Raw genomic sequence first — 19308 nt, forward strand, 5'->3', positions numbered from 1 at the left:
CATCGAGGCGCAGGCGCTACTGATTTCGGGCAGCACTAGCGGGTGCCGCGAGCGTCGAGACGTTTGGCCGGCCGCCGCATGCCCGTTTCAGGGCTGCGGCGGCTAGCGTCCGTTTACTTGGCGATCTTGTCCTGGGTCTTGGTCTCGAAGTCCGAGGCATCGTGCCGCTCGTGCAGCTGTTCGGACGGGTCGCCATGGACGCGGTTGACCATCCGGCCGCGCTTGACGGCGGGGCGTTCGGCGATCTCCTGCGTCCAGCGCTGCAGATGCTTGTAGCTTGCGACGTCGAGGAACTCGCCGGCCTCGCCATAGGCCTTGCCCTGCGCAAGATTGCCGTACCACGGCCAGATCGCGATGTCGGCGATCGAATATTCGTCGCCAGCCATGTATTTGTTTTCGGCGAGCTGGCGGTCGAGCACATCAAGCTGGCGTTTGACCTCCATCGAGAAGCGGTCGATGGCATATTTGATGTGGATCGGTGCATAGGCATAGAAGTGACCGAAGCCGCCGCCGAGATAGGGCGCGGAGGCCATCTGCCAGAAGAGCCAGTTCATGGTCTCCGTCTGGGCCTTGTGATCTGCCGGAAGGAAGGCGCCGAACTTCTTCGCCAGATAGAGCAGGATCGATCCGCTTTCGAATACCCGGGTCGGCTCGGGGGTCGAATGGTCGAAAAGAGCAGGGATTTTCGAGTTCGGATTGACGTCGACAAAGCCGGAGCCGAACTGGTCGCCGTCACCGATCCTGATCAGCCAGGCATCGTATTCCGCGCCTTGGTGGCCGAGCGCCAGCAATTCCTCAAGCATGATGGTGACTTTGACGCCGTTCGGCGTGGCGAGCGAATAGAGCTGCAGCGGATGCTTGCCGACCGGTAGAACCTTGTCATGGGTTGGCCCGGCAATCGGCCGGTTGATATTGGCGAACTGGCCTCCATTGCCCTTGTCCCAGGTCCACACCTTGGGGACTTCGTATCCTGCCGGAAAATTGTCGGCGGGGTTCTTCTCTGCCATTTTATCGGTCCTTTTCAATCGGCGCATTCTGGTTCGGCTTGAGAACCTAACGACAAATGTCACGCTTTCAACTGCTTAACGACGGATATTGCTGCAAAGCGGCAAATGGGCGCTGGCGAAGAGAACAGGAGAGGGAAGGGCGTCCGTGCAGCCCTGCCTGGGAGACCATGCAGCGGCACCATTCGCGCGACGGAAGATGTGCCCGCAGGGCGGGCACATCGGTTTTCATCTGAAACTCAGGCCTTGAAGAAAGCCAGGAGGTCGGCGTTGATAACGTCGGCATGGGTGGTTGCCATGCCGTGCGGCAATCCCTTGTAGACCTTCAGCTCGCCCTTCTTCAGAAGCTTCGCCGAAAGCAAGGCGGAATCGGCGATCGGTACGATCTGATCGTCGTCGCCATGCATGACAAGGACGGGTACGTCGATCGTCTTGAGGTCGTCGGTGAAGTCGGTCTCGGAGAATGCCTTAATGCAATCGTAATGGGCCTTGGCGCCGCCCATCATGCCCTGGCGCCACCAATTGTCGATGACCCCTTCGGAAACCTTCGCGCCCGGCCGGTTGAAGCCATAGAAGGGACCGGCAGGAATATCGTGGAAGAACTGCGCGCGGTTGGCGACCAGCGCGGCGCGGAAGCCGTCGAACACCTCGATCGGCAGGCCGCCCGGGTTCTTGTCCGATTTCAGCATGATCGGAGGAACGGCGCCGAGCAGCGCCGCCTTGGCAACGCGGCCGCCACCGCCATGCTTGGCGACATAGCGCGCAACCTCACCGCCACCCGTCGAATGGCCGACATGGATGGCATCCTTCAGATCGAGATGCTTGGCGAGTTCGGCGACGTCGGATGCATAGGTGTCCATATCGTTGCCGGTTGCCGTCTGGCTGGAGCGGCCGTGACCCCGGCGGTCATGGGCGATGACACGGTAGCCCTTGTCGAGGAAGAACAGCATCTGGGCATCCCAGTCGTCTGCACTCAGCGGCCATCCATGGTGGAAGACGACCGGCTGGCCCTTGCCCCAGTCCTTGTAGAAGATCTGCGTGCCGTCCTTGGTGATGAAGGTATTGCTGCTCATCGTACTGTTCTCCTTTGGCGATTGCTTGGTCTTGGCTTCTGCGTTTTGGGCAAGCGGAATGGCGGCCGCGGCGGCGAGGCCCAGTCCGGCGGCCATCACGCCGCGGCGGGTTGCTTGAATGTCAAACTGGCTCATCTCGGATCTCCGTATTATATGTTTCGCAATATTTATTATCGCGATAAACAAAAGCTAACGCCTCACTCCGCGCTTGTCCAGAGAAATAATTATCGCGATAATATTTTTTGCGGTATATGGAGCGAGGACGACTGGAGATTGCCTATGCCACTGCCTCTCGATAACCAGCTTTGCTTTTCGCTCTATGCCACCAGCATCGCCATCAACCGCACCTACAAGCCGATGCTCGACGCGATGGGCATCACCTATCCCCAGTACCTGGTGCTGAATGCACTGGGCGAGGATGACGGCATGACGATCGGCGCCATCGCCGAGCGGCTGTCGCTGGAATCGAGCACCGTCACGCCACCGGTCAAGCGGATGGAGCAGGCTGGCCTTGTCGCGCGGCGGCGCAGCAAGGAAGACGAACGGCAAGTCCATGTCTGGTTGACGGATGCCGGAAAGGCTCTGCTGCAGCAGAGCAATTGTCTCGGCGAGACGCTGCTGGCCCGTTCAGGCCTATCGATGGAAGGCATTGGAGCGCTGAACGAGGACGTCAAGCGGCTTCGCGCCGCGCTGACGAGCGAAGAATAGCGGCATCGAGAACAGCTGGGGCTTGAGCCGCCTACGCAATGCGAGGCAGCCCAAGCGAGTCTCGACAATTGTTTGTCGTCACGGTAGCCGGCGCTACTCCGCCGCCAGCCGCGCGCCGGTCCCCCGGTAGGTTGCGCCCGGATGCGGGGCCACGAGCGTCGGCCCCTGGCCCCCCAGCTTTTCGCGAAGCGTGCCCTTGCGGTAATCGGTCTTGTAGACGCCGCGCCGCTGAAGCTCGGGGACGAGAAGATCGACGGCATCCTCGAAGCTCTCGGGGGTCACCGCGTAGGCGAGGTTGAAACCGTCGACGTCGGTATCCTCGACCCATTCCTGCATCAGGTCGGCGACCGTCGATGGCGAGCCGACGAAGACCGGACCGAACCCGCCGATGCCGACCCAGTCGGCCATCTCGCGCACTGTCCACTCCTTGTTCGGATCGATGGTGGTGAAGGTCTCGACTGCTGACTGCACCGCGTTCGTATGGCGATGGCGCAGAACTTCGTCCGGGCCGAACTGGCCGAAATCGATGCCGGTCCATCCCGAGATCAGGGTAAGGGCGCCTTCGAGCGAGGCATACTTCCGGTATTCGTTGAACTTGCGTTGTGCCTCCGCGTCTGTCTCGCCGAGGATCACGGTCTGCAGGTTGAAGGCGAGAATCTCGCGCGGATTGCGTCCGGCGCGTTCGGCCGCCTCGCGGACATTCGCGACATAACGCTTCAGGACAGGCTTGGAGGGGGCAGCAACGAAGATGCATTCCGCGTGTGCACCGGCAAAGTCCTTGCCGCGGCTGGAGGCACCCGCCTGGTAGAGAACCGGCGTGCGCTGCGGCGATGGTTCGCTAAGATGGATTCCGGGCACCGTGAAATGCTTGCCGGCATGATTGATCGGATGGACCTTTTCAGGATGGGTGAAAATGCCGGCATCCCGGTCGCGCACCACGGCGTCATCTTCCCAGCTCCCCTCCCAAAGCTTGTAGCAGACGTCGAGATATTCATCGGCGAGATCATAACGGTCGTCGTGGTTCGTCTGCGCCGGCTGGCCGATATTCAGCGCGCCGCTGTTAAGATAGGAGGTGACGATGTTCCATCCGACCCGGCCCTTCGTCAGGTGGTCCAGTGTCGAGATCCGGCGGGCGAACGTATAGGGGTGCTCGAACGACAGCGAGGCCGTCAGGCCGAAACCCAGATGCTCGGTGGCGTAGGCCATGGTTGGAATGATCTGCAGCGGATCGTTGACCGGAACCTGTGCGGAATGGCGAAGGGCTGCATCGACATTGCCGTTCAGCACGTCGTAGACGCCGAGCACATCAGCAATGAACAACCCGTCGAATTTGCCGCGCTCCAGGGTCTTTGCCAGATGCACCCAGTAATCGAGATCCTTGTAGTTGGCGGATTTGTCGCGTGGATGCCGCCAGAGACCTGGCGACTGATGTCCGACGCAATTCATATCGAAGGCGTTCAGCCTGATTTCACGTGTCATACGATTGTTCCTGAAGCGGCGGCCGATCGATGTCAGGCCGCGGCGGTTTTCCGGTTGATGAAGCTGAAGGCCAGCACCGCAAAGATCAGCGTTCCTGTCGCGACCTGCTGCCAGTAGAAATTGAGGCCGGTCAGGAGCAGGCCGTTGGCGACGACGCTGAGAAGCAAGACGCCAAGGACGGTGCCGGGAATGTTGGGGCGGCCGAGCGGCGAAAGTGTCGTGCCGATGAAGGTTGCGCCGATGGCATTCAGAAGAAAGGCATTGCCCGAGGAGGGGATGTAGACGGTGACCGTCGCCGTCAGCACAAGGCCGGCGATCGCGGCGATCACGCCTGCCAGGATGAAGGTCGCACCGACGGGTATGCCAAGGTTGATCCCGGAATAGCGAACCACGCTTGGCTGGATGCCGATCGACAGCACTACGCGTCCGAAACGCGTCCAGGCCAGGATCGCGGCCGATGCGGCGATGACAGCTGCGGCGATCACCAGCGGCACCGGTACGCTGGCGATCGTCCCGTGCCCGAGAAACCGGAACGCATCAGGGATCCCTGATGGCGGAAGATAGACCGGATTGCCGCCGTTGGTCAGCAGCTGCTGGATGCTGCGGCCGATGAACAGAGTGCCGAGTGTGGCGAGGAAAGGTGCCACGCCGATGACGGAAACCAGTACCGCATTCACAGCGCCGACGAGTGCGCCCGCGGCGAGCCCGGCAAGGGCGGCCAGCGACACAGGCTCGCCAGCGAGCACGAGGGAGACGAAGGCGAAGCTTGCGAAATCGACCGCCGTGCCGACCGAAAGATCTATACCTCCGGCCGTGACGGCGAATGTCATGGCGATCGAGACGATCGCCAGCAGCGTGAAGTTATTGACCAGGATGCTCTGCAAGTTGCCGACGGTCAGAAATGCCGGCGCGAGGATCGAGAACAGCGCGAAGACCCCAACCAGAGCCGCGATCAGTCCATAGCGGGCAAGGTTAGCGATCGACCCTTCGGCGAGTTTCAAGCCGGACATATCAAGCCTCCCGTTTGCGCAGCAGGGTTGTGGCCGAGACCACGATGAGGATGAGAAGACCCTGGACGCCGCTGACCAGTGTGCTCGGGAGGTTGAGAAGCTGGAAGCCGTTAGTCAGGAAGCCAACGAACAGCGCCGAGATCAATGTGCCCGGAATTGTTGGAACCAGACGGCGCGAGAACACCGAGCCGAGAAGTGCGATGACGACGACGGGGAGCAGCGCTTCGCCGGAACCGGTAGTGCTGCCGCTGAGATAGGAGACCGAGAGAATGCCTGCCACCCCGCCGCACAACCCGCTGGCAATGAAAGCGCCTGCGAGCAGGCGCTTGACCGGCAAGCCGGCGGCCCGCGCAGCATCCGGAAACTCGCCGACTGCATAGAGCCGCAGGCCAGCCGGCGTGTATTGGATGATCGCCCCGGCAAGGGCGGCAAACCCGAGCAAGATATAGGCAAGGAACGGGATGCCGAAGCTGTCTGACGAGGAGATCGCCGTCAGGAAATCGGTCGATGCCGGAACGACGGTATTTTGCGTCAGCACGAGCTCCAGACCGGCGGCTATATTCATCACGGCGAGTGTCGCGAGCAGCGGCACGATGCCTGCGAGCACCACCGCGGCTGCGTTGACCGCACCAATCGAAAGGCCGGTCAACAGTGCTGCGCCGGCAGCAGCCGGGTCGCTGAAACCCAGCTGGATCAATGTCGCGTAGACTGCGGCGCTGAGGCCCATATTGGCGGCAAGAGAAAGGTCGATGCCGCCGGTGACGACATTGGAGCCGCCGGCGATCAGCACCACCGTCAGGCCGATTGCCAATATCCCCGAAATTGCCGATTGGCCGAGCACATTGCCAATATTGCCGACAGAGAGGAAATAAGGTGCGGTGAGTGCAAATGCGGCCAGTATGACTGCGAAGACGAGCAGCGAGCCGAAACGGAGGATCGCCGCCGCCGAGGTGCCGCCGGTGCGCGGTACATCGGCGAGATAATCCGGGGAGGGAGCGAGCTGGATATCAGCCGACATGATGCAATCCTTCCGAAGCGCCCGTCGAGATCGCGAGCACTTCATCGGTTGTGGTTTCTGCTGAGGCGAGTTCACGGATCAGCCGTCCGCGGAAGAACACCAGAATGCGATCGGTGATGCCGACGAGCTCGGGCAGGTCGGAAGACAGCACGATGACGCCCGCGCCGCGCGCCGCAAGCTCGCCGATCAGCGTGTAGATCTCGACCTTCGAGCCGATGTCCACACCGACTGTCGGCTCGTCGAGCAGATAGACTTCGGAATGGCGGCTCAGCCATTTTGCGATCGCTACCTTCTGTTGGTTTCCGCCCGACAGGGTGCGTACCAGCGCATTCCCGCCGACCGTCTTGATCTGCAGGCGCCGGATCAGGTCATCCGTGTCGCGCCGCTCGCCGGCCAGCTTGAGGAAACCGAAGCGGCTGTAGCGCGACAGGCTCGGAAGCGTGATGTTTTCTGTGACGCTGAGGTCGAGGCTGACGCCGTTTCCGCGCCGGTCCTCGGGAACGAGCGCGATATGGCTCTCGACCGCTGCCGAAGGGCTCTTCGGGTCGATGGTCCGTCTGCCCGTCTTGATCGTGCCGTCTGCGGCGCGCTGGAGGCCGAAGAGCGACCGGATGAGATCCTTGGCGCCGGAGCCGAGAAGCCCGGTGATGCCGAGCACCTCGCCGCGGCGCAGGGTGAAGCTGACATTGTCGAAGCGGCCGGGCGCCGACAGGCCTCGAACGTCCAGAATTGCGTCTCCGACTTCGACCTTGCGCTTGGGGAACATCTCGCCGATATCGCGTTCGATCATCAAGCCTGCGATCGTCGTGGCAGGTGCCTCACTAATCGGTAGGGAGGCGACGCTGAGCCCGTTGCGCAGCACCGTCACATGATCGCAGAGGTCTTCGATCTCGTTCAGATAGTGGGAGATGTAGATGACGGTCACACCTTCGTCGCGAAGGCGGCGGATCAGCCGGAAGAGGATATCAGCTTCGCGCCGGATGAGGGCAGCAGTCGGCTCATCGAAGACGAGAACCTTCGGTTTGTGGAGCAGCGCCCGCGTGATCTGCACGATCTGCCGTTCGGCCGTCGATAACTGGCTGATCAGCGCATTTCTTGGCAGATTGATGCCGAAATAATTCGCAAGCAGTTCCTCGGCGCGCTTCTGCATCGCCCGGCGATTGAGAAACGGAGTTCGCGCGATGCGCCTCTCGTGACCGAGAAACAACGCCTCGCCGACCGTGAAGGTTGGAACCAGCAGCCGGTCCTGGTGGATGAAATGGATGCCGAGTTCGTCGCAGAGATGCGGCGTCAGCCTCTCGTATGGCTTGCCATCGACCTCGATCGAACCGCCGTCCGGCACGTGGAAGCCGGCAAGGAGCTTGATCAGCGTCGATTTTCCGGCCCCGTTCTGGCCGACAAGGCCGTGTACCGTGCCGCGCCGGACGGCGAGCGATGTTCCGGCCAGCGCCTGCGCACCGCCGAAGCGTTTCACGACCCGGTCGAAGCGAATGATGATATCGCCGGTTTCAGCTGTGGGCGCCACTGCGGATGCACTCATGTTGGATTGTTCCAGAATTCGGAGCGCGGACCCTCCCGCAATCGAAAGGGTCCGCCTCAAGATCAGCCGATGCCGAGCTTCTTGATGATGTCGGAGACATTCTCCTTGTTGGCGAGCAGCGCCGGGACATAGCTTTCGCGCGGCAGCGTCTGGCCCGACAACAGCTTGGCGACGTTGCGAATGGCGACGCGGCCGATCTCGGCCGGTTGCTGCGCCGCGTCGGCGCCGGCGGGCGACTTCGGATCGGCAACGAGCTGCAGAACCTCGGGGCTGCCATCGACACCGTAGGTGCGGATTTCATTGCGTCCGGCGGCTGCGATCGCCTGGGTGGCGCCAAGCTGCGGGATATCCCAGGCAGACCAGACGGCCTTGATCGAGCCCTTCTCCGGATACTTGTTCAGGATCGCGGTGATCTGCGTGAAGGCGTCCTGCACGGTGTTGGGGATGACGTCCCGCAGTTCGGGCTGGATGATCTTTACCTTCGGGAAATACTTGACGACGTTGACGAGCTGGTCGTAGCGGATGGCGCAGGGCGTCACGCCGTAGAAGCCGTTGAAGACGACGATATTGCCTTCGCCGCCGATATCAGAAACCAGCTGCAGCGCCAGGTCTTTGCCGATACCCCAGTTATCCGAAGTCGTGTTGTTCAGCGAATTCGTCGAGCCGACATCGACGGTCAGGACGGGGATCCCGGCATCGCGCGCCTTCTTAAGCCACGGATCGATGACGCTCAACGTCCCCAGGATCTGCACGAGCGCGTCTGGCTTCTGAGCAACAAGCGTCTGCAGCTGGGCGATCAGCTTGCCGTCGTTGCGGCCGGCGTCGACGGCGATCGGCTCGCCGCCGAGACGCTTCACCTCTTCGATCTGGGCATTGTAGACCTGCAGATCGAAGTAGTGGTCGGTGCCCGTCGCGCTGATGGCGACCCGCTTGCCCTTCAGCGAGAGCGCTGCATCATCGGCGCGCGCTACCGGCGCCGTCAGCAGGCTGGTACCTGCAAAGGTCGCTCCTGCGACCGCTGCAAACTTCAAGATTTCACGGCGTCCAAGGCCGTCCCCAATTTCCTTAGTCATGCTCATATCCCTCAATTTCAATAGTCTACAAAATATATGGAAATAAACGACAAAGGAGGTACGTTATTCCAAAAGTTCAGAGTGTTGGCGAAAATTTGGCGGGCCGGGCAGGGCCGTTAGCGATCAGCATTGCGGCCCAAGCCGAAGGTCAAAGCCAGTGCGCCGACCAGCACGGCGCCCTTGACGAAGTCCTGCGTATAGTAGGGCGCATTGAGCATCGTCAGCCCGTTGAGCAGGACGCCGACGAAGACGGCACCCGCAATGGTTCCAAGCACATTCGGCCGGCGCAGGTTAAGAACGGCAAAGCCGATCAGCGACGCGGCAACGGCATCCATCAGCAATGAACCGCCTGATGAAACATCGCCGCGCCCGACACGTGCGGCAATGACGATGCCGCCCAATGCGGCGAGTGCTCCCGATATGACGTAGGCAAGCGTCTTCAGCCGTATCGTTGAAGCACCGGCAAGCCGCGTCGCCAGTTCATTGCCACCGGTGGCAAAAAGCAGGCGGCCTATGCGCGTGTGTTCGGTCAGCACGTATAATGTGACGGCTACGGCTGCCATCAGCACGACCGAGACAGGCAATGTGGCGAAAAGGCTGTATCGGCCGATCATCAGGAATGCCGGATCGAAGGCGCCCGATGCCTTCGATCCGTCGGGCAGGATGAGCCCGGGAGAAATCGAGCGGCCAGCAGTCGGAATAAGCTGCAGGCCAGACAGCAGAAACATCATGGCGAGCGTCGCCAGGAGATCAGGCACCCGCAATCTGACGATCAGCAAGGCGTTGATCAGCCCGACCGTTGCCCCAAATGCCAGCACCAGCGGCACGGTGATGAAGGCATCGAGCTGCCAGACGATCATCGCGTAGCTTGCCGCCATGACGCTGGAGGCGGCGATGGCGCCGATCGAGAGGTCGAAGCCGCCGACGGCCAGCGTCACCGTAACGCCCGCGCCGAGAATCGCGACGACCGAGACGGCTTGGAGGATGCTCATCAGATTGGCGACGTTCACAAAGGCCGGTTCGGCGATGCCGAAGCCGATCACCATCAGGCCAAGCAAGATGAAGACGGCACCGGCTCGCAGCGAGCGGCCAAGCGCCGTGGCACGGCCGGCAATACTTTGCCGCGCACGCTCCTTGCTCTGCGTTGCAAAGGCGTCATCGTCGATGCTGGTCATATCATTGGTCCATGCGTGGTGAGGGTTTCACTGACCGGAAGGAGTGTATGGCTGTCGATCGTCACAATGCGATCGGCCACCTCGAGAGCTTCTTCCGGATCCGATGTGGCAATCAAAGTGGCGCGGTCCCTGCGCGAGCGGATCGCCTTGATGATGTCGTGCCGTGCGCCGACATCGACGCCCTGGAAGGGCTCGTCGAGCAGCAGCAGCCGGCTCGGCTCGGCCTCCCAGCGGGCAAGAACCGCCTTTTGCTGGTTGCCGCCGGAAAGGGTCCAGACCGAGGCAAAGGGACCGGCAGCCTTGATGCCGATCCGGGAAATGGCGAGCGTCGCTTCCCGCGCTTCGCGCCCGCCCGCGATCAGGCCGAACGGATACCATTTCTTCAGATGGGGAAGACTGATGGTGGCGGCCAGCGAGTTTCCCGGCCAGGCGGCAGGCATGAGAGACGCGCGATGCCGGTCTTCACCCGCCATCGCAACGCCTGCCGCAATCCCATCCGCCGGTGACCTCGGGTGATAGGCTTTGCCATCGAGCTCCATTGTGCCGCCTGCAAAGGAGGCCGCGCCGAAGATCGCCGACAGAAGCCGGCTCTTGCCGGCGCCGAGCACGCCGGTAAGAGCCACGACCTCGCCTTCGGCGATCTCGAGATCGAACGGTACGCTCGACGGCAGCAGCCTGATATCGCGCATCGCCAGAACGGCTGGGCCAACAGCGTCTCGCGCCGCGGGCCGTGCCAGTTCGAGCTTGCGGCCGATCATGGTCTCAAGCGCACGGGAGAAGTCGATCGGCTGCGAGAAACCCTCGACGACCCGCCCGCCGCGCATGATGACGGCGCGGTCGGCAATCGCCCTCAGGTCGGCGGTTCTATGAGAGATATAGAGGATCGCCAGACCCTTTGCGCGCAAGCCGCGCAGGACATCGAACAGGCGCTGGCTTTCGTCTCCCGAAAGACTTGCGGTCGGCTCGTCGAGGATCAGCAGTTCGGCATTGTTTGCAAGCGCGCGTGCGATAGCGGCAAGCTGACGGTCGGCGGTGCTGAGATCGGCGAAGTCCCGGTCGAGCGGGAGGTCGAAGCCGGCAGTATCGAGAATGGCGCGCGCCTGCCTGCGCACGCTCCGCCGCGAGATGAAGAACGGCGCCGAGCCCTCGGCGAAACGGTTCAGAAGCAGGGTATCTGCGACCGTCAGCCCGGCCGCTCCGGCGAGATCGGTCGATTGATGCACGGTCACCACCCCGGCTCGCGCCGCTTCCGATGGCGTCTTCGGGGCGAACGGCCGGCCGTTCAGTTCAATCAGGCCGCTGTCTGCAGGAAATACGCCGGAGAGGATTTTCACCAGGGTCGATTTGCCCGCGCCATTGGCGCCCATCAGCGCAATGATCTCGCCGCGCTCGATCGACAGGCTCGCGTCGGCGAGCGCGACTGTGGATCCAAATCTGTGGGTGATGTTTTCGACGTGAAGAAGCGGCATCAATCATATCCGGGCTTTCGGGCCGGCATATTGGACCGCCGGGGGCGTCCCGTTCCAGGCAAGCGATTGCCCGTGCGGGCTGTGTTGCGAAACAAAGAATCTCCCGGGGCTCCGAAAATCGGATGATTTAATCTACTAAAAACATAGAGTTTATATCTAATAATTTCATGCGCCGCCGGGATCGTTCTGCCCGTCAGACGGTGCCTGCCATCGATCACAAGGACCGCGACGATGAAATCTCTTGCACGGCTTGCTTTTTCTGCAGCCGCCCTCTCCGCATCTCTCTCCTCCGCAGCCTTTGCCGGTGGCCTGAGCGGCGCCCCGGCTCCCTTCGACAAGGGCGGGGTCAAGGTGGCGCTGATCAGCTACATCTCCGCTGGCGATTTCTTCCAGGCCTATCAGGCCGGTGCCGAGGCGCAGGCGAAGGCACTCGATATCGATCTTCGCGTCTTCCCGGGCAGGCAGGACGCAGCCCAGCAGCGCGAGCAGATTCTGCAGGCGATCAATCTCGGCGTGGCCGGTATCGTCGTCGATCACGGCTTGCCGGAATCGCTGAGCGACGTCGTCCAGCAGGCAGTGGACAAGGGCATCAAGGTCGTTGCCTTCGACGTCAATCTCAACAACCCAAAGATCCCGCAGGTCGAACAAAGCGACCATGAGCTTGCCCAACTTGCCCTGAAACAGGCAGTCAAGGACAACGGCACCAGCTTCAAGGCGGGCTATGTCTACGTCGCGGGCTTCGCGCCGCTCGACCGCCGCAACGAGGTTTGGGACAAGTTCAAGGCCGAGAATTCAGGCGTCACCGAGAAGGCCCGGTTCGGCAATGTCAGCGACACAACGGCGACCTCGACGGCCGACCAGGCAAAGGCGGCGCTGACCGCCAATCCCGACATCAATGTCGTCTTCGCACCCTATGATGAGTTCGCCCGCGGCGTGAAGCTTGCGGCCGGTGACCTCGGCATCTCCGGCAAGCTGAAGATCTATTCGGCCGACGTTTCGACCGCCGACATCCAGGAAATCACCGAAGAGGGCAGCCCGTGGGTCGCAACGGTTGCGACCAATCCGGCCGTCGTCGGTGCCGTATCGGTTCGCGCTGCAGCCCTGCAGATCGCCGGGCAGGACGTTCCCCACCAGATCACCGTCAAGCCTGTGCTCCTGACGCAGGAGGGCCTGCGCGCCGCCGGTGTCAAGACGATCGAGGACCTCGCCCAGAAGATCCCGGAATTCAGCGCCAGCGATGCGGTGACCGCGAACTGGATCCCGGCCAAGCTTTTCTAGGCTGACATTCTCGATCTCCCGGCGGGGACTACGAGGCCCCGCCGGCTCCAATTTCATAGAACCGGAGTTTTCATCATGAGCCAGTCCAATGTCGTCTTTGCGGCCAACCGCAGCACGACGCGCGAGGACCTTTTTACCCGTGCGGAGGAGATCTCGGCCGATCTTTCCGCCCGCGCAGGCGAACTTGACCGCGACGGCCGTCCGCCGATCGGCGAGATCGTCAAGCTGAAGAACGCCGGCCTCCTGAACGCACTCCACGATGTCAAGACCGGCGGAGGCGGGCTCGATTGGGTGGACGGTTTGCGGCTGGTGCGTATTCTTGCACGCGGCGAAAGCTCCGTCGGCCAGCTGCTCGGCTATCACTACGTCAATAGCCAATATATCAACTGGGCATTCGATGAGGCCCGGGCGCAGGCACTGAGTTCCGAGACAGTGGCAAAGAGCCTCTATTGGGGTGCAGCGGTCAATCCGCGCGACCCAGGCCTCGTGCTGACGCGGCGCGGCAACGGCTATGTGCTGAACGGTCGCAAGTCCTTCTCCACGGCAGCGCACGTGTCCGACTATATCAATGCCAATGCCGCGCTTGACGACAAGATCGCCGGTTTTGCGGTGCCGACGAACCGGCCGGGATACAAGGCGAATGACGACTGGGACAATTTCGGCCAGCGTCTTTCCGACAGCGGCAGCGTCGAGTTTCATGATTTCCCCGTCTATGAAGACGATTTCGTCGCCGCACCCGCGCCGGCAGATGAGGCTCCGCCGGTGCTCTCGACCTTCAACACGCCGCTGATCCAGCTGGTCTTCGTCAATTTCTATCTGGGAACGGCAGAGGGCGCGCTGAACGCTGCCGTCGACTATGTCCGCACGACGACCCGCCCCTGGGTGACGTCGAATGCGGCCCGCGCTGCCGACGATCCCTATATTCTTGAAAGGGTCGGCGAGCTCACAGCGGCGGTCAAGGCATCGGCAGCACTTGCCGATGTCGCAGCCGCGGTGGTGCAGGAGGGGCTGGCGAAGGGGCATGCGGTGACGGCGCGCGAGCGCGGCGAGGCTGCCGCCGAAGCCTATGCCGCCAAGGTGCATGCGACCCATGTGTCGCTGGATGTCACCTCGCGGGTCTTCGAGCTGATGGGCGCCCGCGCGACGGCGGAAAAATACCGTTTCGACCGCTTCTGGCGCAATGTGCGAACGCACACGTTGCACGACCCGGTGTTCTATAAGGCCAAGGAAGTCGGAGAGTTCGTGCTGAACGGCCGAATACCCGACGTCAGCCTCTATAGCTGAGGTCATTGTTGTGAAAACAAGAAACCCCTTCGCGGCCGCGCGGAGGGGTTTCGTTTTATTCGTCAGAGCGCGCCGTTCTTCGGTGGAATGACGCCGTTCAGATGGTAATTGCCGACGACGTGATATTTCCAGCGGACGGGGTCATGAAGCGTGTGGGTGCGGGCGTTGCGCCAGTGCCGGTCGAGATTCAGCCCGGTCTTCACCGAACCCGTTCCTGCCAGTTCGAATAGCGTCGTGCTTGCTTCAAGCGCGATCTCCGTGGTCAGCACTTTTGCCGCTGCGACAGCGAGGCTCGCCTCGACGACCTTCTCTTCGCTTGTGTCGGCCTGCGCGGCATCGACCTTGCGCCCGGCACGTTCGAGAAGCGCGCTGGCGGCTTCCAGCCTGATAGCGATCTGGCCGGCCTTGGCGATCGTCAGCGGATCGTCGCTGGCGCGCTCGGCGCCGCTGTTCATCCAGGGCCGCGCCTTGTGCGTGACGAAATCGACCATCTCCCTGAACGCCGCCCGGGCGATGCCGAGATCGACGCCGGCGTGAATGATCTGCCCGACGGAGCCGATGGTCGAGGGCCGCTCGAAGCCCCGGTGATGCGATACGACCGCGCCGCGCTCGACGAAGACGTTGTTCAGGATTGTGGTGCCGCTGCCCGTGGTGCGCTGGCCGAACCCATCCCAGTCATCGACGATTTCGATACCCTCGGTTCCCTTGGGCAGAAAGGCCATCACCAGATGATCCTCCTCATCCAGTGCGAACACGGTGATCCAGTCCGCAAAGATCACGCCGGTCGAATAGTATTTCGTGCCATTGATCCGGTAGCCGCTGCCATCACCGGTTATGCGGGTCTCATAATGTCCAACCGTCTTGGTGCCGCGTTCGGACAGCGCGTTGCCGAACCGGCGCCCGGCCAGGGCTTCGGCGAAGAAGGTTTTCTTCTGGTCTTCGCTGCCGTCGGTCCGCAGCGCCTCCAGAATGTAGAAATGGTTCTGGGGGATCTGGCCGAGCGAACCGTCTGCTTCCGAAATGATGGCGGTGATCTCGGCAAGCGCCGCGTTGGAAATGCCAAGACCGCCGAAGTCTTTCGGCACGGTAATTGTCAAAAGACCGGAAGAAGAAAGCCGGTCGAGCTCTTCGAAGGGCAATATCCTTTCGGCATCCCGCTGCGACGCAGTTTGCGCGAAGCGCTCTGCAAGCTCACGGGCGGTCCGGATGGCCTCGTCTTCCGTCGCAATGCGGTGCGCGGCAGGTCTGGCTGCGGGAGGTGAAAAGGGCGCGTTCATGGTCGCTTCCTGTGGAATAAGCCGTAGCACCGAGCGTGGTGGCCGGGGTAGATTGTCCCGCGCATCTAGGCACCAAAGCACACGGCCTCACAACAATATAAATTCCATAAAAATTATGGAGAATAGAACTCCATTTCTCCACGCCAGCTTGGTTGCAGCATAGTCTCTATCGATTGCAGGCTGGCGCCGGTCGAGACAAGACGGGACCGGTGGTGTTCTAGCCGGGCGCTTTGGAGGCCATGACGGATATGATGGGCGCAAAGACGGAAAAGACGATCGTCCTGCTGCTCTGCGCCGGAACCGTGGCCTCGCTGTTTCTGGCCTTTGGCTAGCGAAGCGCCGTCAGATCACGTAATCCGGTTCGGAAAGGCTCTGGTCCATCGTGACGCCGGGCAGGCCGGAATGGGGCTTGCCGACCACCCGGGCCGGGACACCGGCAACGGATGTGTAGGGAGCCACCGATGCGATGACGACGCTGCCTGCGCCGACCTTTGCACCCATCCCGATCTCGATATTGCCGAGAATCTTGGCACCCGCGCCGATCAAGGCACCCCTTCGGACTTTCGGATGCCGATCGCCATCCTGCTTGCCGGTTCCGCCGAGCGTGACGTTCTGGAGAATGGAAACCTCATCTTCCACCACGGCGGTCTCGCCGATAACCAGCCCACTGCCGTGGTCGAGCATGATGCTCTTGCCCATCTGTGCTGCCGGGTGGATATCGACGCCGAAAATTTCCGAAACCCGGCTCTGCAGATGCCTTGCCATATGCAACCGCTTCTCGTGCCAAAGCCAGTGGGCGACGCGATGCGCCTGCAGGGCGGCGAAACCCTTGAAATACAGAAATGGTGTCAGGATCTCGGCATTTGATGGATCGCGCTCGCGCACGGCGATCAGGTCGGCAACAGCTTGCTCGATGATATCCGGCTTCGAGACGAAGGCTTGCGCGACCGCGGCCAGAAGTTCGTGCTGATCCAGATCGTGATCGGCAAGTTTGTGAGCGATGCGGTTTGCAAGCGCCTCGGCAAAACTGGAATGATAGAGGATCGCCGCATTCATCGGGCGTACGAGCGCCCGGTCCTTCGCCGCCGCGTCGGTTGCCTCCCGGCACAGCGCGCTCCAGATCTCGGCTCTTGCGAGCGACAAGGGCGCAAAATTCGAAAGCTCGTTCAACATGGCATGCGGACTTGCCATGCCTTTTCCTCCAGCCGGCCACTCAGGACTTCAGATTAGGGCCGCCGCGCCGGGGACAGAACGCATAGAGTTCGCTCATTGCAGACCAGAGGATAATTTTCCTCCCGGATTGGTGCGAAGCGCGCAAAAAACAATCCCGATATCGCCGCCTTGTCGACAGCGGGCGGTAGCGTCTTCACGCTTAACGCGGTGAACGGCACTCCGCCTGCCCACCCTTGCCAGTGGCGTAGGTGTTGTCGGTCGGATTGTAGGACGGGAATTTCTTGGCGCACCACTTGATGTGGGCAATCTCCGCGGGAGACAAAAGCCAGTTTTCAGCTGCCGCCGCCTTACCGGCTTCGGCGGAATAGGCGGCAACGGATGCGTTGGTTTCGGAATTGCCGGCGACGGCCGGGGGATCAATGCGGAAGGCAAAGGCGGATGATGCGCCGGACATCACAATCGCGGCGGTTACCGCGTATGCTGCCAGAGATTTCGCCACCGTAGACATTTGCCAACTCCAATCGTCGATCTGCATATCAACGGAGAGACAGCGTTTTTGTTCCGGAAGTGCTGCTGGGCAGGCAAACGGGGCCGGGCAGGGATGTTACTTTTCGACGACCGAGATCTTGCCGTCTTCGGAAATCAGCGGGAACACGCCGGTATAGTCCCCGATCGAGGGATGATCTGGAAACAGCGCCTTGTGGCCGGCGGCGGTGATCACCATGACTTCGGCTCCGGCAGCCTCTCCAGCCTTCACCCCGGCTTCGACATCTTCGAACACGAGGCAGCTTTCCGGCGGCACGCCGAGCTTCCTGGCGCCAAGAAGATAGCATTGCGGATCGGGTTTTCCGGAGGTCACGTCATCGCCGGTCACGATCTGCTGCGGGACAGGCAGCCCGGCGGCTTCCAGCCTGCGGATCGCCAGCGCCTTCGTGGACGAGGTAACGATCGCCCAGCGTTGCGGCGGCAGCGCCGCCAGAAATTCAGCAGCGCCCGGAATGGCGACGATACCATCGACATCCTCGATTTCGGCCTGAGTGATCTTTGCGGCCTCAACCTCGGGATCGACCCCCGGAAGATTCAATTGCCGGATCGTGTCGACGCCCCGCTTGCCGTGCATGGTCGGCAAGAATTCGACGGGATCCAGCCCGTGACGTTCGGCCCAGGCACCCCAGACCCTTTCGGCGGCAGCCGTCGAGCTGAGGATGGTTCCGTCCATATCGAAGAGAAAACCGGAAAAGCATCTTTTGCTGTCGAGAGGCACGTGCAGACCCTCCAGGATCGGTTTCGGGCGTTCCACCTTATCGCCCGCCGAAGGTGTATTGAACAGCGCAGGATCGGAGAATCTTCCGCTGCACCAGAGTGAACCAGCCGCGTTGCGTATTTACGGCTGGTTCACCATGACCGCCGCATCTGCCTTCGCAGACCCCGAATGCCGGTTAAGTGTTTCCTGAAACTCGATCCCGAGTCGCCTCAAGAATAGGAACGTGATGAGCTATCTGACATTCGACGTTCAATCGCTTCTGCGCGAGCTCGACCAGTTCGCGTCGGAGCTTTCCGGCCTTGCGAAATCGGTCGAAGTGACGGCCCTCGAACTCCGGTTCGCCATGCTGCGCGCGATGATCGAAGACTGCATGGGCATCAGTTCGTCAAACGACAATCTCGCCCGCGAAAGCCTGGATGGAGCCGGACATGCGAGCTGACGCCGCGGTGCTCCGCACCTCGCTTGCGCGCATTCGGGCCGAAGCGCAGCAGATACAAGCAGCCGAACTGCCGGCGAAGACCACGGCTTTCATTACCCAGCTGGAGCGCCTTGCCGTGTCATTGCCTGAGATGACCGATATCGCCAAGCGCAACGAGCTGGTCAGGATCGGGGAATTGGCGACGGTGCTTTCCAGCTGGATAGACGATCGCGATCCGGGCGCCTCTGCCGCCTTCGAAGAGGCGGCCCTTTCGCTGGGCATGATCCAGTCGAGCGAAAGCGAGTTGCTGGAAGCCATCGTGGGCGTGGCGCGATCGGCGCTCGCGCTTCTTCGCAGATAAGGGATCCACCGCTACGGCAGCGGGCTCAATGCCCGCCGCGGGATTCAGGATTGATGGTCAGGACGGTCGCTGCCAGTGCATCCCTGACATTGTAGCCGATATCACCTTCGGCCTTGATGAGAACGTAAAACACCCGCACCGCCTTCAATTTGGCATCGACGGCATCCGTTTCGGCATCGCTGACGAGCGTGACGATATGGGCCCCGTCGGTCTCGGCTGTGCCGAGGGCCTTGAGCTGGGGCAACACTTTCACCCAGTCCTGAAGTTCGGGAAGATAGACTAAAAAGCGATTCACAGTGTGCTCCTTCAATAAGGAGCAACGTCCTATCACTATGGCCCGTGACGCCAGCGTGACACCACCAAAGGTCTTCGCTGAGCGGCCGGACGGAGCCTGGCGGCTACCGGGGATATGCAAGCCGGGATGCAGGGGCGATCAGCGCTGCCGTTCGGGCGAATAGATCAGCTATGTCCGTCCGTCTTCCCGATACGCTGGCGTTAGGCGGCCAGCGCATCCTCATCATCTGCCAGATGGTCCAGCAGATCGTAGAGTACCTCCATCTCGTCCTCGGTCTCAGGACGTTTCGTCGGCGGAACGTTCTTGACGGGCGCCTTGGCCCGTTGCCGGAAGGTCGTCCGGGGAACCCGGACTGTATTTGCGCGTCTGTTTGCCATCTGCTGCCTCACGCGTAACAAGGAGGATCAAA

Annotated in this window: 20 protein-coding genes; 5 read left to right on the forward strand and 15 right to left on the reverse strand. The window is 61.7% G+C overall.

The genetic code is table 11. From position 1 onward, the window contains the following. Nucleotides 1-113: 113 nt before the first annotated feature. Nucleotides 114-1007, reverse strand: a complete 894-nt coding sequence (gene yghU, locus AC1DV9_RS25035; RefSeq protein ID WP_112390018.1) for a glutathione-dependent disulfide-bond oxidoreductase — start codon at nucleotides 1005-1007, stop codon at nucleotides 114-116. A gap of 236 nt (nucleotides 1008-1243) precedes the next feature. Continuing rightward, nucleotides 1244-2077, reverse strand: coding sequence for an alpha/beta fold hydrolase (locus tag AC1DV9_RS25040; protein WP_310301395.1), 834 nt, complete (start codon nucleotides 2075-2077; stop codon nucleotides 1244-1246). A gap of 279 nt (nucleotides 2078-2356) precedes the next feature. On the opposite strand from AC1DV9_RS25040, the gene AC1DV9_RS25045 reads away from it, so the two are divergent. Continuing rightward, nucleotides 2357-2785 (forward strand): MarR family winged helix-turn-helix transcriptional regulator, encoded by a 429-nt coding sequence (locus AC1DV9_RS25045; protein WP_112390017.1) that lies wholly within the window; start codon nucleotides 2357-2359, stop codon nucleotides 2783-2785. Nucleotides 2786-2878: 93 nt separating this feature from the next. Here the strand turns inward: AC1DV9_RS25045 and AC1DV9_RS25050 are convergent, their stop codons facing one another. The 7 genes from AC1DV9_RS25050 to AC1DV9_RS25080 all read right to left on the reverse strand — a co-directional run bounded on the left by AC1DV9_RS25050 (nucleotide 2879) and on the right by AC1DV9_RS25080 (nucleotide 11549). Beyond that, nucleotides 2879-4264, reverse strand: coding sequence for an LLM class flavin-dependent oxidoreductase (locus AC1DV9_RS25050; RefSeq protein ID WP_477950393.1), 1386 nt, complete (start codon nucleotides 4262-4264; stop codon nucleotides 2879-2881). Between the two features lie 32 nt (nucleotides 4265-4296). Then, nucleotides 4297-5274: an ABC transporter permease gene (locus tag AC1DV9_RS25055; protein WP_112390015.1), complete on the reverse strand. Its 978-nt coding sequence runs from the start codon at nucleotides 5272-5274 to the stop codon at nucleotides 4297-4299. Between the two features lies 1 nt (nucleotide 5275). Beyond that, a complete protein-coding gene (locus tag AC1DV9_RS25060) occupies nucleotides 5276-6292 on the reverse strand; it encodes an ABC transporter permease (RefSeq protein WP_112390014.1) in 1017 nt (338 codons plus the stop codon). Then, the gene (locus AC1DV9_RS25065; protein ID WP_112390013.1) at nucleotides 6282-7832 is read right to left on the reverse strand and encodes a sugar ABC transporter ATP-binding protein; all 1551 of its coding nucleotides are present in this window, start codon (nucleotides 7830-7832) and stop codon (nucleotides 6282-6284) included. Before AC1DV9_RS25065 ends, AC1DV9_RS25060 begins: the two co-directional genes overlap by 11 nt. 62 nt (nucleotides 7833-7894) lie before the next feature. Then, nucleotides 7895-8905: a sugar ABC transporter substrate-binding protein gene (locus AC1DV9_RS25070; RefSeq protein ID WP_477831555.1), complete on the reverse strand. Its 1011-nt coding sequence runs from the start codon at nucleotides 8903-8905 to the stop codon at nucleotides 7895-7897. Nucleotides 8906-9021: 116 nt separating this feature from the next. Then, a complete protein-coding gene (locus AC1DV9_RS25075; protein ID WP_112390011.1) occupies nucleotides 9022-10080 on the reverse strand; it encodes an ABC transporter permease in 1059 nt (352 codons plus the stop codon). Continuing rightward, on the reverse strand, nucleotides 10077-11549 hold the full coding sequence (locus AC1DV9_RS25080) for a sugar ABC transporter ATP-binding protein (protein WP_112390010.1): 1473 nt from the start codon (nucleotides 11547-11549) through the stop codon (nucleotides 10077-10079). The genes AC1DV9_RS25075 and AC1DV9_RS25080 overlap by 4 nt, the downstream gene beginning before the upstream one ends. 231 nt (nucleotides 11550-11780) lie before the next feature. On the opposite strand from AC1DV9_RS25080, the gene AC1DV9_RS25085 reads away from it, so the two are divergent. Together AC1DV9_RS25085 and AC1DV9_RS25090 are read left to right on the forward strand one after the other, a co-directional pair. After that, complete coding sequence (locus AC1DV9_RS25085) at nucleotides 11781-12827, forward strand: substrate-binding domain-containing protein (RefSeq protein ID WP_112539101.1); 1047 nt, start codon at nucleotides 11781-11783, stop codon at nucleotides 12825-12827. Nucleotides 12828-12902: 75 nt separating this feature from the next. Continuing rightward, a complete protein-coding gene (locus AC1DV9_RS25090; RefSeq protein WP_112390008.1) occupies nucleotides 12903-14111 on the forward strand; it encodes an acyl-CoA dehydrogenase family protein in 1209 nt (402 codons plus the stop codon). A 62-nt stretch (nucleotides 14112-14173) separates the two neighbouring features. Here AC1DV9_RS25090 and AC1DV9_RS25095 read toward each other — a convergent pair whose 3' ends face one another. The 4 genes from AC1DV9_RS25095 to AC1DV9_RS25110 all read right to left on the reverse strand — a co-directional run bounded on the left by AC1DV9_RS25095 (nucleotide 14174) and on the right by AC1DV9_RS25110 (nucleotide 17780). After that, entirely contained in the window at nucleotides 14174-15388 is a 1215-nt protein-coding gene (locus tag AC1DV9_RS25095; protein ID WP_112390007.1) for an SfnB family sulfur acquisition oxidoreductase, read from the reverse strand. A gap of 342 nt (nucleotides 15389-15730) precedes the next feature. Further along, nucleotides 15731-16579, reverse strand: coding sequence for a serine O-acetyltransferase (gene cysE / locus AC1DV9_RS25100; protein WP_477950394.1), 849 nt, complete (start codon nucleotides 16577-16579; stop codon nucleotides 15731-15733). A gap of 181 nt (nucleotides 16580-16760) precedes the next feature. Beyond that, nucleotides 16761-17069, reverse strand: coding sequence for a BA14K family protein (locus AC1DV9_RS25105; protein ID WP_162698767.1), 309 nt, complete (start codon nucleotides 17067-17069; stop codon nucleotides 16761-16763). Nucleotides 17070-17165: 96 nt separating this feature from the next. Continuing rightward, nucleotides 17166-17780 (reverse strand): HAD-IA family hydrolase, encoded by a 615-nt coding sequence (locus tag AC1DV9_RS25110; protein ID WP_112390087.1) that lies wholly within the window; start codon nucleotides 17778-17780, stop codon nucleotides 17166-17168. Between the two features lie 271 nt (nucleotides 17781-18051). Here AC1DV9_RS25110 and AC1DV9_RS25115 point away from each other — a divergent pair, with 271 nt between their 5' ends. Both AC1DV9_RS25115 and AC1DV9_RS25120 read left to right on the forward strand, forming a co-directional pair. Further along, nucleotides 18052-18264 carry a hypothetical protein gene (locus AC1DV9_RS25115; RefSeq protein ID WP_112390004.1) on the forward strand — a complete coding sequence of 71 codons (213 nt, stop codon included), beginning with the start codon at nucleotides 18052-18054 and terminating at the stop codon, nucleotides 18262-18264. Beyond that, the gene (locus tag AC1DV9_RS25120; protein WP_112539102.1) at nucleotides 18254-18604 is read left to right on the forward strand and encodes a hypothetical protein; all 351 of its coding nucleotides are present in this window, start codon (nucleotides 18254-18256) and stop codon (nucleotides 18602-18604) included. Before AC1DV9_RS25115 ends, AC1DV9_RS25120 begins: the two co-directional genes overlap by 11 nt. A 25-nt stretch (nucleotides 18605-18629) precedes the next feature. Here the strand turns inward: AC1DV9_RS25120 and AC1DV9_RS25125 are convergent, their stop codons facing one another. Then, the gene (locus AC1DV9_RS25125) at nucleotides 18630-18899 is read right to left on the reverse strand and encodes a hypothetical protein (RefSeq protein WP_477950395.1); all 270 of its coding nucleotides are present in this window, start codon (nucleotides 18897-18899) and stop codon (nucleotides 18630-18632) included. Between the two features lie 200 nt (nucleotides 18900-19099). Continuing rightward, a complete protein-coding gene (locus AC1DV9_RS25130; RefSeq protein ID WP_477950396.1) occupies nucleotides 19100-19276 on the reverse strand; it encodes a hypothetical protein in 177 nt (58 codons plus the stop codon). Between the last annotated feature and the right edge of the window lie 32 nt (nucleotides 19277-19308).

Source organism: Rhizobium sp. 01L410 (assembly GCF_056400165.1).

Bases quoted from the DNA above. Each gene is read 5' to 3' on its own strand.
- cysE (WP_477950394.1), bottom strand. From the start codon at position 16,579: ATGGCAAGTCCGCATGCCATGTTGAACGAGCTTTCGAATTTTGCGCCC.
- AC1DV9_RS25110 (WP_112390087.1), bottom strand. From the start codon at position 17,780: ATGGACGGAACCATCCTCAGCTCGACGGCTGCCGCCGAAAGGGTCTGG.
- yghU (WP_112390018.1), bottom strand. From the start codon at position 1,007: ATGGCAGAGAAGAACCCCGCCGACAATTTTCCGGCAGGATACGAAGTC.
- AC1DV9_RS25040 (WP_310301395.1), bottom strand. From the start codon at position 2,077: ATGAGCAGCAATACCTTCATCACCAAGGACGGCACGCAGATCTTCTAC.
- AC1DV9_RS25065 (WP_112390013.1), bottom strand. From the start codon at position 7,832: ATGAGTGCATCCGCAGTGGCGCCCACAGCTGAAACCGGCGATATCATC.
- AC1DV9_RS25090 (WP_112390008.1), top strand. From the start codon at position 12,903: ATGAGCCAGTCCAATGTCGTCTTTGCGGCCAACCGCAGCACGACGCGC.
- AC1DV9_RS25070 (WP_477831555.1), bottom strand. From the start codon at position 8,905: ATGACTAAGGAAATTGGGGACGGCCTTGGACGCCGTGAAATCTTGAAG.
- AC1DV9_RS25115 (WP_112390004.1), top strand. From the start codon at position 18,052: ATGAGCTATCTGACATTCGACGTTCAATCGCTTCTGCGCGAGCTCGAC.
- AC1DV9_RS25055 (WP_112390015.1), bottom strand. From the start codon at position 5,274: ATGTCCGGCTTGAAACTCGCCGAAGGGTCGATCGCTAACCTTGCCCGC.
- AC1DV9_RS25045 (WP_112390017.1), top strand. From the start codon at position 2,357: ATGCCACTGCCTCTCGATAACCAGCTTTGCTTTTCGCTCTATGCCACC.
- AC1DV9_RS25075 (WP_112390011.1), bottom strand. From the start codon at position 10,080: ATGACCAGCATCGACGATGACGCCTTTGCAACGCAGAGCAAGGAGCGT.
- AC1DV9_RS25060 (WP_112390014.1), bottom strand. From the start codon at position 6,292: ATGTCGGCTGATATCCAGCTCGCTCCCTCCCCGGATTATCTCGCCGAT.
- AC1DV9_RS25120 (WP_112539102.1), top strand. From the start codon at position 18,254: ATGCGAGCTGACGCCGCGGTGCTCCGCACCTCGCTTGCGCGCATTCGG.
- AC1DV9_RS25130 (WP_477950396.1), bottom strand. From the start codon at position 19,276: ATGGCAAACAGACGCGCAAATACAGTCCGGGTTCCCCGGACGACCTTC.
- AC1DV9_RS25095 (WP_112390007.1), bottom strand. From the start codon at position 15,388: ATGAACGCGCCCTTTTCACCTCCCGCAGCCAGACCTGCCGCGCACCGC.
- AC1DV9_RS25105 (WP_162698767.1), bottom strand. From the start codon at position 17,069: ATGTCTACGGTGGCGAAATCTCTGGCAGCATACGCGGTAACCGCCGCG.
- AC1DV9_RS25085 (WP_112539101.1), top strand. From the start codon at position 11,781: ATGAAATCTCTTGCACGGCTTGCTTTTTCTGCAGCCGCCCTCTCCGCA.
- AC1DV9_RS25050 (WP_477950393.1), bottom strand. From the start codon at position 4,264: ATGACACGTGAAATCAGGCTGAACGCCTTCGATATGAATTGCGTCGGA.
- AC1DV9_RS25080 (WP_112390010.1), bottom strand. From the start codon at position 11,549: ATGCCGCTTCTTCACGTCGAAAACATCACCCACAGATTTGGATCCACA.